This window comes from Streptomyces sp. NPDC029169, from assembly GCF_055563935.1.
Window position 1 is genome coordinate 26,264 of sequence record NZ_JBVHXA010000004.1, and the last position, 9,644, is coordinate 35,907.

The 9,644-nt window shown below is 72.9% G+C and carries 9 protein-coding genes; 6 read left to right on the plus strand and 3 right to left on the minus strand.

Features of this window, described 5'->3' with window-relative positions; translation table 11 throughout:
• Window positions 1-152: 152 nt before the first annotated feature.
• Together ACZ4VI_RS09315 and ACZ4VI_RS09320 are read right to left on the minus strand one after the other, a co-directional pair.
• Complete coding sequence (locus ACZ4VI_RS09315; protein ID WP_467998147.1) at window positions 153-1,568, minus strand: HEAT repeat domain-containing protein; 1,416 nt, start codon at window positions 1,566-1,568, stop codon at window positions 153-155.
• Window positions 1,569-1,821: 253 nt separating this feature from the next.
• Entirely contained in the window at window positions 1,822-2,214 is a 393-nt protein-coding gene (locus tag ACZ4VI_RS09320; protein WP_467998149.1) for an ankyrin repeat domain-containing protein, read from the minus strand.
• Between the two features lie 328 nt (window positions 2,215-2,542).
• Here ACZ4VI_RS09320 and ACZ4VI_RS09325 point away from each other — a divergent pair, with 328 nt between their 5' ends.
• Both ACZ4VI_RS09325 and ACZ4VI_RS09330 read left to right on the plus strand, forming a co-directional pair.
• Entirely contained in the window at window positions 2,543-2,737 is a 195-nt protein-coding gene (locus ACZ4VI_RS09325) for a hypothetical protein (protein ID WP_467998151.1), read from the plus strand.
• 37 nt (window positions 2,738-2,774) lie between these two features.
• A complete protein-coding gene (locus ACZ4VI_RS09330) occupies window positions 2,775-4,394 on the plus strand; it encodes a hypothetical protein (protein WP_467998153.1) in 1,620 nt (539 codons plus the stop codon).
• Between the two features lie 31 nt (window positions 4,395-4,425).
• Here ACZ4VI_RS09330 and ACZ4VI_RS09335 read toward each other — a convergent pair whose 3' ends face one another.
• On the minus strand, window positions 4,426-5,925 hold the full coding sequence (locus tag ACZ4VI_RS09335) for an SCO1417 family PLP biosynthesis transcription factor (RefSeq protein ID WP_467998155.1): 1,500 nt from the start codon (window positions 5,923-5,925) through the stop codon (window positions 4,426-4,428).
• A 64-nt stretch (window positions 5,926-5,989) separates the two neighbouring features.
• Here ACZ4VI_RS09335 and yczE point away from each other — a divergent pair, with 64 nt between their 5' ends.
• The 4 genes from yczE to ACZ4VI_RS09355 all read left to right on the plus strand — a co-directional run bounded on the left by yczE (window position 5,990) and on the right by ACZ4VI_RS09355 (window position 9,500).
• Complete coding sequence (yczE, locus tag ACZ4VI_RS09340) at window positions 5,990-6,709, plus strand: membrane protein YczE (protein ID WP_467998157.1); 720 nt, start codon at window positions 5,990-5,992, stop codon at window positions 6,707-6,709.
• Window positions 6,706-7,470: a glycerophosphodiester phosphodiesterase gene (locus ACZ4VI_RS09345; protein WP_467998159.1), complete on the plus strand. Its 765-nt coding sequence runs from the start codon at window positions 6,706-6,708 to the stop codon at window positions 7,468-7,470. The genes yczE and ACZ4VI_RS09345 overlap by 4 nt, the downstream gene beginning before the upstream one ends.
• Window positions 7,471-7,511: 41 nt before the next feature.
• Window positions 7,512-8,870, plus strand: a complete 1,359-nt coding sequence (locus ACZ4VI_RS09350) for an MFS transporter (RefSeq protein WP_467998161.1) — start codon at window positions 7,512-7,514, stop codon at window positions 8,868-8,870.
• Window positions 8,871-9,125: 255 nt separating this feature from the next.
• Window positions 9,126-9,500, plus strand: a complete 375-nt coding sequence (locus tag ACZ4VI_RS09355) for an RNA polymerase-binding protein RbpA (RefSeq protein ID WP_026278069.1) — start codon at window positions 9,126-9,128, stop codon at window positions 9,498-9,500.
• Window positions 9,501-9,644 lie beyond the last annotated feature (144 nt).

The window sequence follows — 9,644 nt, forward strand, 5'->3', positions numbered from 1 at the left end:
CGCCGACGGCACCCGACGCCCTGGGCGCGGCCCCGGCTCCCCCAGGCCGCACCACCCCAGGCCGCACCGCCCCAGGCCGCACCGCCCCAGGCCGCACCGCCCCGGGGCGCGGCCCCCCAACGCCCAGCGCGGCCCCCAGGCCGCGCCCACCGTCACACCTGCAGGTCCGGCCCTATCCGGTTGCGGACCGCCGTCTGGACCTCGGCCTCCTCGGCCGGGTCCGCGGCCAGGCGGCGCAAGCGTTCCGCGACGCGGACGTCGCCGGTCTCGGCGTGCTGGGCCGCGAGCTCGCGGGTGGTCTCCTCGCAGTCCCAGAGGCATTCGACGGCGAAGCCCGTCGGGAAAGTCGGGTCGGTGGCCGCGAGGGCGCGGGCGGTTCGGCCGCGGAGCTGGGAGGAGGCGGTCTCTCGGTAGACGTGGCGCAGTACGGGCGCGGCGCAGCCGATGCCGAGGCGGCCGGCGCCGTCGACGAGGGTGTAGAGGGCGGTCGCGTCGGGGCCCGCGGACCGGACGGTCTCTCGCAGGGCGCCGAGGACGAGCGTGGTGTCCTGGGCCCCGCCCCGGCAGGCGAGGACGCCCGCGGCGGCGGCGCCGAGCGCGTCGGGCCGGTGGACCCAGCCGCGCGCGCGGTCGACGGCGGCCTCGCCGCACATCCGCTCGAACGCGGCGACGGCGGCCTCGGCGACCGTACGGGAGTCACTGCCGGCCGCGGCCTCGATCAGGTCGAGGACGGCGGGGTCGCGTGCCTCGGCGAGGTAGTGCAGGGCGGCACAGCGCGCCCCGTCGGGTCCGCTGCGGGCGGCCTCGACGATCAGCGGCCGGTCCTCGGGTCCCGCGACGGCGGTGAGGCAGCGGGCGGCGGGCCCGTGCAGCTCGGCGCCGCGCTCCAGGCCCTCCTGGGCCCAGTCGAAGACCGCCTGGACGCTCCAGCCGGGCCGGGGCCCGCTCGGTCGCATCTGGCGCTGCCAGCGGTCGAAGGAGCCGCGTTCCTGGGCGGCCTTGACCCTGGCTCCGACGGCCTCCCGCCGGTCCTCGGCCCACAGCCGCCACGGCCGGGGCTCGAAGGCGTCCCGTACGGCGCTCGCCAGCTCGGCGTCGCCCTCCGGGCCGGCCGGGAAGCGGGCGAGGACGGGGAGGGCGAGCGAGCGCAGCCCGGCGTCGTCGTCGCGCAGGGCGAGCTCGTCGAGGGCCCACGCCCAGTTCGTGCCGGTCGCGGCGTACCGCCGGAGCAGCACCAGGGCGTCCTGGCGTCCGTAGGAGGCGAGGTGCCCGAGGACGGCGAGCGCGAGCCCGGTCCTGTTCTCCTCGGCGTCGAGGTGGTCCTCGGCCCCGAAGAGGTGGGTCTCGATCTCCTCGAGCCCGCCGGCGAGATCGAGGTACAGCCGTGCGTAGTACAGGGAGCGGTTCTCGACCCGCCAGTCGTGGCGGGGGTCGCTGAGAACGCAGTGGTTCAGGGCCGCGAGGGCCTCGGCACGGGGCGCGGCGAGCGCGTGCAGGGTGCCGTCGCCGCGGCCCCTCTGCAGCAGGCCGAGCAGGGTGCCGCTCGGCGCTATGACTGGATCGAACATGGAAGACGCCTCACATCAAGCTGTCGACACGACCGGAAGTACCGGGCACTGGAGATCGCCTAGGCCGCGCAGCAACATGTCGAGCCGCCCGTCGTCCTTCGCTTGGTGTTGACCATCTTCCTCTGCCTCTCGTCGGTGGCCCCCTGCGGGCCCGACGTCATGATGACCCAGCCATTTCGCCACCGCGACCACATTTACGACACCGCTCTCACCTGGGGTTCAGCGCCCGTTCACCCGGATCTCGTCCGGCCCCTCAGCGGGCGCCGAACAGCTCCAGGAGTTCTGCCTTCCCAAACATCCGAGCAGTATCCACGGCGGACGGAGTCCCCGCTTCCGGATTTGCGCCGCCGGCGAGCAGCGCGCGGACGACGGCGTCCTCGCCCTTGAAGACCGCGCCCGCGAGCGGGGTCTGCCCGCGGTCGTTGGCGCGGTCAGCGTCGGCGCCCCGGGCCAGCAGGGCCGTGACCGCGTCGGCGTGCCCGTGGTAGGCGGCGAGCATGACCAGCGAGTCGCCCCTGTCGTTGGTGAGGTTCGCCGGGACGCCCGCGTCGACGTAGGAGGCCAGCGCCTCGGCGTCGCCCGTGCGCGCCAGGTCGAAGACCTTGCTCGCCAGCTCGATGACCTCGGGGTCCGGAGTCTCGCTCATCCGACGTGCCCGCCTTTCTCTCCTCGGAACTTCCGGAACTTCCGGCCGCGCACGGCAAGCGCGGCCGTACGAGTGAATCGACAGGGTACTGCCCGTCCGGCGACATGACGTGGGGCGTCCACGGCAAGGATCACCGCAGCTCACCCGGGACGCGAGCGCCGCCCGCGCTAGCGCGCTCCGCGCATTTCGCCACTCGGCAAGCCCCCCACATCCGCCAGTCAAGTGAAATCGCCCATCTTTCACCCTTATGCACCTTTAATCGCATAGATACTTCCTGTGAACCTGGAAGGACTCATGGTGACTGTCCCCTCACCCAGGAGAACCCCTCATGGTCCTGAACCTCTCAATCGTGGTCCTGCTCGGCGTCATCTCCTTCCTGTTCTTCAAGAAGGACGGGATGAAGGCGTCCCACGCCCTCGTCAGCTCGCTGTTCGGCTTCTACCTCGCGGGCACCGCCATCGCCCCGAGCATCACCGCGGGCGGCCAGAGCCTCGCCAGCCTCTTGGGCGGGATCAAGTTCTGACGCCCCTCAGCCCCTTCCACAACTCCAGGAGTACGACGTGGCCCGGCGACCACTCCCCCGCATTCTGAGCAGCGGCAGCGCGCAGATCGCCCGCACGCAGATCGTCCGCAGTCGAGAGATCGCGCGCACGGCCGCCGACAGCGCCACCGATGTGCTCCATCCGCTGATCACCATCACGCGTGGTCTGCGGAAGCTGGCCGCGACCGCGCGTGCCAGGTGGGCCGCGACCCCCAAGGAGCGGCGCGGTCCCACGCTGCTCCTGGTCGCGGCCTGCGTCCTCGTCCTCGCCCTCGTCCCGTACGGGCCGCTCCTCGCGCTCGTCTCGGTGATGGGCGCGGCCGCGTGGAAGGGGCGCGAGCGCCCGGTCGTGAAGACCGGGCCCGACGACGTCGAGGCCGAGCGGCTCAAGAGCCTCTACGAGGCGTTGGTGCCGTACTTCTCCGTCCCCGAGGACCCGGCCCCCCTCTTCGCGCACGGTGGTGACTGGAGCGGCGCCTTCGGGGAGTACGCCTTCGACGAGGGCCGACGCCTCACGCGGCTGCGGATCCGGTACCCCGCGTACTTCACGGACGGCGAGGCCGAGGCCCGCGCCCGGATCGAGCTGCTGCTGCACGCCAAGTCGGGGCGCGGCCGGGAGTACCTCTTCGACTGGGACGAGGAGGGCAACCAGCTGGTCATGAGCGTGCTGCCCGCCCTGCCCACCACGATCGCCGCCCAGCGCTTCGTCACCGTGCCGGGCGAGACGGTCCTCGGCTTCACCGACGCGGACGCCGTGCAGCGGACCGTGCCGGTCCTCGCGGGTGAGGGGGAGGTGGACGCGCCCCCCGTGGTCTGGCGGACGGGCCCGCGCTCCACCGAGCCGCACCTGCTCGCCGTCGGCCAGCCCGGCAGCGGTACGACCTCCCTGCTGCGCTCCATCGCCCTGCAGGCCCTGCCGCACGGCGACGTGCTGATCGTCGAGGGCAGCGGCACCGGCGAATACGCCTGCCTGACGGGGCGCGCGGGTGTCCTGGCCGTCGAGTGCGGTCTCACCGGCGCGCTGGCGAGTCTGGAGTGGGCGGCGCACGAGACCGAGCGGCGGCTGATCGCCGCGAACCGGGCCCGGCAGGCGGGCCGGCCAGCGCCCGACGACACCCGGCGCCCGCTGTGGATCCTGCTGGACCGGCCGAGCGTCCTCGGTCACCTGGCGGCGGCCGACGGGCGTCCCGACCCGCAGGACCTCCTCCAGGTGCCGCTGCGGCACGGACGGGCCGCGCAGGTCACGGTGGTGGTGGCGGAGCAGTTCGACAGCGTGGACGGACTGAGCGAGACGGTACGGACGCACACGCGGGCCCGGGTCGTGCTCGGCCCCGCGTCCCCCGGGCAGATCGAATCGGTTCTCGGCGTCCAGCCGCACACCACCCCGACCGCGAACGTCCCCCCGGGCCGTGGCTACGCCCGCCTCGGTACGGGGCCGGTGCTGCGGCTCCAGGTGCCGGCGACGCCGGACCCGTACGACGACGCGACGAGCGAGGCGCACCGGCGGGCGGTGCTTGCGCTGCTCCCGGAGCGCCACACGGAGCCGGCGATCGCCCCGGCCCCGGGTCCGACCCTGGACCTCGGCGCACCCCAGACGCCCACGCCACCCGTGGGCCCCCCGGTCCCCGCCGAGGGCTGACCGCCGGGCCCCGGAGTCGCCGTCCCCGCCCCTACGCCACGAACGCCCGCGGCTGGTCGTTGCCCGTGCCTGCGCCGGATTCGACCAGGCGGGCCGCGGCCGCCAGGCGGGAGGCGGCTTCCTCGGCGACCGGGCCGCCCACGGTGAACGGGAGGCGGACGTAGCCCTCGAAGGCGCCGTCGACGCCGAAGCGGGGGCCCGAGGGGACCCGGACGCCCACGCGCTCGCCGACCTCCGCGAGGCGCGAGCCGGAGAGGCCGCCCGTGCGGACCCAGAGCGTCAGCCCGCCGCGCGGCACGTCGAACTCCCACTCCGGCAGCTCGGCCCGCACCGCCGCGACCAGCGCGTCGCGGTTCTCGCGCGCCTGGGTACGGCGGATGGTGACCGCCTGCTCCCAGCCCCCGGTGCTCATCAGCCAGTTGACCCCGAGCTGCTCCAGGACCGGGGTGCCCAGGTCCGCGTACGCCCGCGCGGCCACCAGCGAGCGGATGACGTCGGGCGCGGCCCGGACCCAGCCGATCCGCATGCCCGCCCAGAAGGCCTTGCTCGCCGAGCCGACCGTGAGCACCGTCGCGCCCGCCGGATCGAACGCGCACACCGGCCGGGGCATGACCAGGTCGTCGTCCAGGTACAGCTCGGACATCGTCTCGTCGACGACGAGGACCGTGCCCGCCGAGCGCGCCGCGTCCACCAGCTGCCGGCGCTGGTCCTCGTCGGCCAGCGCGCCGGTCGGATTGTGGAAGTCGGCGACGACGTACGCGAGGCGCGGAGCCGCGTCGCGCAGGACCTGGCGCCAGCGGTTCAGGTCCCAGCCCGCAAGCCCCTCGGCCATCGCCACCGGCACCAGACGGGCACCCGCCTCCCGCATGAGCTGGAGGATGTTGGCGTACGAGGGCGACTCGACGGCGATCCGCTCGCCGCGCCCCGCGAAGAGATGGCAGATGGCGTCGATCGCGCCCATCGCGCCGGTGGTCACCATGATCTGCTCGGGCATGGTCGGGATGCCGCGCTCGGTGTACCGGTCGGCGAGCATCTGCCGCAGCGCGGGCAGCCCCGCCGGGTAGTCCCCGTGCGTGTGGGCGTACGGCGGCAGCTCCTCCAGGGCGCCCTGGACGCTGCGGGTCAGCCACGGCTCGGGTGCGGGCAGCGCCGCGCAGCCGAGGTCGATCATCGAGCCGAGCGACTCCGGCGGCAGCGGTTCGAGCCCGCGCGCGGGCAGCGGGTTCCCGGCCGGTACGGCCGTCCAGCTGCCGGCCCCGCGCCGCGACTCCAGGAACCCTTCGGCGCGCAGCGCCTCGTAAGCGGCCGCCACCGTCGTACGGCTCACCGTCAGCGCGACGGCGAGCTCGCGCTCGGCGGGCAGCCTGGCCGCGACCGGCACCCGGCCCTCCAGGACGAGGAGGCGGATCCCGTCGGCGAGCGCGCGGTACGCGGGCGGCTTGCGCGCGCCCGGTCCGGCGGGACGGGGCTGCTGCGCCTGAAGCTGCCGGGCGAGCTGCGCCGGCCCGACGGCCGAGGTCCACTGAGCCATGGAATTCAGTCCACCTTCCTCGAATTGGCCATGGTTGGCATCCGATCCCCAGCCACAGAGTGTCATGAGTCAGTCCACTACCACCACACAGGGGGGCACTACCTTGTCCAACGCCTCCGGCCTCCGCGGCCGGCTCACCGGTCGTCATCTGACCCGCCGGCTCGCGCAGCTGTACGTCGGACTGGCGCTGTACGGGATCAGCTCGGCACTCCTTGTGCGCGGCGGGCTCGGTCTGGAGCCCTGGGGCGTCCTCCATCAGGGTCTCGCCGAGAAGACCGGACTGACCATCGGAGTCGTCTCGATCATCGTCGGGGCGGCCGTCCTGCTGCTGTGGATCCCGATCCGGCAGAAGCCGGGCCTCGGCACGGTCTCGAACGTCTTCGTCATCGGCGTGGCCATGGACGGCACCCTCGCCCTGGTCCCGGACGCCGAGGGACTCGCCGCGCGGATCTCCCTCCTTGTCCTCGGCATCGTCCTCAACGGCGCGGCGACCGGCCTTTACATCGCCGCCCGCTTCGGTCCAGGCCCACGCGACGGCCTGATGACAGGGCTGCACCGACTGACCGGCCGATCGATCCGGCTGGTGCGTACGGCGATCGAGGTCGCCGTCGTGGCCACCGGCTTCCTGCTCGGGGGCTCGGTCGGCGTCGGTACGGTCCTGTACGCGCTGACCATCGGCCCGCTCGCGCAGTTCTTCCTGCGCCGGTTCGCCATCCCCGAGCAGGACGCGAGCAGCACGGTCGTCGCCTCCGGGACACCGGAACAGGCCATACTGCGGCCGTGACTCGCGTACGCCACCCCTATCTGGACCACCCGTCCCCCATTCCGTTCGCCCATCGCGGCGGCGCGGCGGACGGCCTGGAGAACACCGCGGCCGCCTTCCGGCGGGCCGCGGCGGCCGGTTACCGCTACTTCGAGACCGATGTGCACACCACCGCGGACGGCGCCCTGGTCGCCTTCCACGACTCGACGCTCGACCGGGTGACGGACGCCACCGGCCGGATCCGCGACCTCCCCTGGGACGCCGTCCGCGAGGCGCGGGTGGCCGGCAAGGAGCCGCTGCCGCTCTTCGAGGACCTCCTTGAGGAGTTTCCGGAGGCGCGCTGGAACGTGGACCTCAAGGCCGAGTCCTCCCTGGCCCCGCTGATCGACCTGATCCGCAGGACCGGGGCGTGGGACCGGGTCTGCGTCGGTTCCTTCACCGAGAGCCGGGTGGCCCGGGCGCACCGCCTGGCGGGGCCGCGGCTCGCGACCTCGTTCGGCGTCAAGGGCGTCCTCGGCCTGCGGCTGCGCTCTCTCGGCATCCCGGCGGCGCTGCGCGCGGGCGCGGTCGCCGCGCAGGTCCCGGAGAGCCAGGGCGGGATCCCGGTCGTGGACCGCCGGTTCGTCCGCGAGGCCCATGCCCGGGGGCTCCAGGTGCATGTGTGGACGGTCAACGATCCGGAGCGGATGAACTCTCTCCTGGACCTGGGCGTGGATGGCATCATGACCGATCATCTGGAGACGCTGCGCGCAGTGCTGACCGACCGGGGCGTGTGGGTCTGAGCGCGCGTCCCGCCACGGGGACGAACGAGGGGGCCGCGGTCTTGACTGCCGACACCACAGAACCGGAGGAGCGGCCCGCCGCCGATCCGGCCGACCGCAGACGCGAGCAGCGCGGCTGGTACTTCTACGACTTCGCCGTCTCGGTCTACTCGTCGAGCGTCCTCACCGTGTTCCTGGGCCCCTATCTGACGTCGGTGGCAGAGGCTGCGGCGGACGCGGAGGGCTTCGTCCATCCCCTCGGCATACCGGTGCGGGCCGGCTCCCTGTTCGCCTACGCCGTCTCGGCCTCGATCGTGGTGGCGGTGCTTGTGATGCCGCTGGTGGGCGCGGTGGCGGACCGTACGGGCCGCAAGAAGCCGCTGCTCGCCGTCTCCGCGTACATCGGCGCGACGGCGACCGCGGGGATGTTCTTCCTGAGCGGCGACCGGTATCTGCTGGGCGCGTTCCTGCTCATCGTGGCGAACGCCTCACTGGCGGTCTCGATGGTGCTCTACAACGCGTATCTGCCGCAGATCGCGGAGCCGGACGAGCGGGACGCGGTCTCCTCGCGCGGCTGGGCGTTCGGCTACACCTCGGGGGCGATCGTCCTCGTCCTCAATCTGGTCCTGTACTCGGGGCACGAGTCCTTCGGGCTCTCCGAGGGCGCGGCGGTGCGGATCTGTCTGGCCTCGGCCGGACTGTGGTGGGGCGCCTTCACCCTCGTACCGCTCCGGCGGCTGCGCGACCGGCGCGTCAAGCCGCATGGCGAGGGTGCGGTGGGCGGTGGCTGGCGGCAGCTGATCGCGACCCTGCGGGACATGCGGCGCCACCCGCTGACGCTGTCGTTCCTGCTCGCGTACCTCGTCTACAACGACGGGGTGCAGACCGTGATCTCGCAGGCGTCGATCTACGGCTCCGCGGAGCTGGGGCTCGACCAGACGACGCTGATCACCGCGGTGCTCCTTGTGCAGGTGCTCGCGGTGGCGGGCGCCCTCGGCATGGGCCGGCTGGCGCGTTCGTACGGCGCCAAGCGCACGATCCTGGGATCGCTGGCGATCTGGACGCTGATCCTGGCCGCCGGGTACTTCCTGCCGGCCGGTGCGCCGGTGGCGTTCTTCATCATGGCGGGGGCGATCGGTCTGGTGCTCGGCGGGAGCCAGGCGCTGTCGCGCTCGCTGTTCTCACATCTCGTTCCGCGCGGCAAGGAGGCGGAGTACTTCTCGGCCTACGAGATGAGCGACCGGGGCCTGAGCTGGCTCGGCCCGCTGGTGTTCGGTCTCGCGTATCAGCTGACCGGCAGCTATCGGGATGCCATCATCTCTCTGGTGATCTTCTTCGCGGCCGGTTTTCTGCTGCTCGCGCGGGTCCCGGTACGCCGTGCGGTGGCCGCCGCCGGCAACCCGGTTCCGGAGCGGATTTAGACGCGGAAGTGAAAGGCCGGTAGTGTACGCCTTTGGCCTGCCAGGCGGACCGTTACTGCGTGCTGCTTTGGTGAAGACGCTGGGTGACATCTGCTGCCAGATGTGACAAACCGGGCACTGGTGGGTAGAACAAGGGGCGGCACGACGGGCGACGCATGACCCGGAACGGGAATCTTTACCGCCGACCGGACGTTGACCGGATGACGACGACAGCGACACCTGTCCTGTGGGCGACAAGCCCGGGAGGCACGATTCATGAGTGAGCGAGCTCTTCGCGGCACGCGCCTCGTGGTGACCAGCTACGAGACCGACCGCGGCATCGATCTGGCCCCGCGCCAGGCCGTGGAGTACGCATGCGAGAAGGGCCATCGTTTTGAGATGCCCTTCTCGGTGGAAGCGGAAATTCCGCCGGAGTGGGAGTGCAAGGTCTGCGGCAGCCAGGCACTCCTGGTGGACGGGGACGGCCCCGAGGAGAAGAAGGGCAAGCCGGCGCGAACGCACTGGGACATGCTCATGGAGCGGCGCACCCGCGAGGAGCTGGAGGAGGTCCTGGCCGAGAGGCTGGCGGTCCTTCGCTCCGGCGCCATGAACATCGCCGTACATCCGCGAGACAGCCGCAAGTCCGCCTGACGGACGACACGGCGACAAGCAACGCCGCGGGGGGGGGGGGGGGGGGGGTGGGGGGGGGGGGGGGGTGGGGGGGGGGGTGGGGGGGGGGTGGGGGGGGGGGGGGGGCCTCCCCCCCCCCCCCACCCCACCCCTCCCCGAAACTCT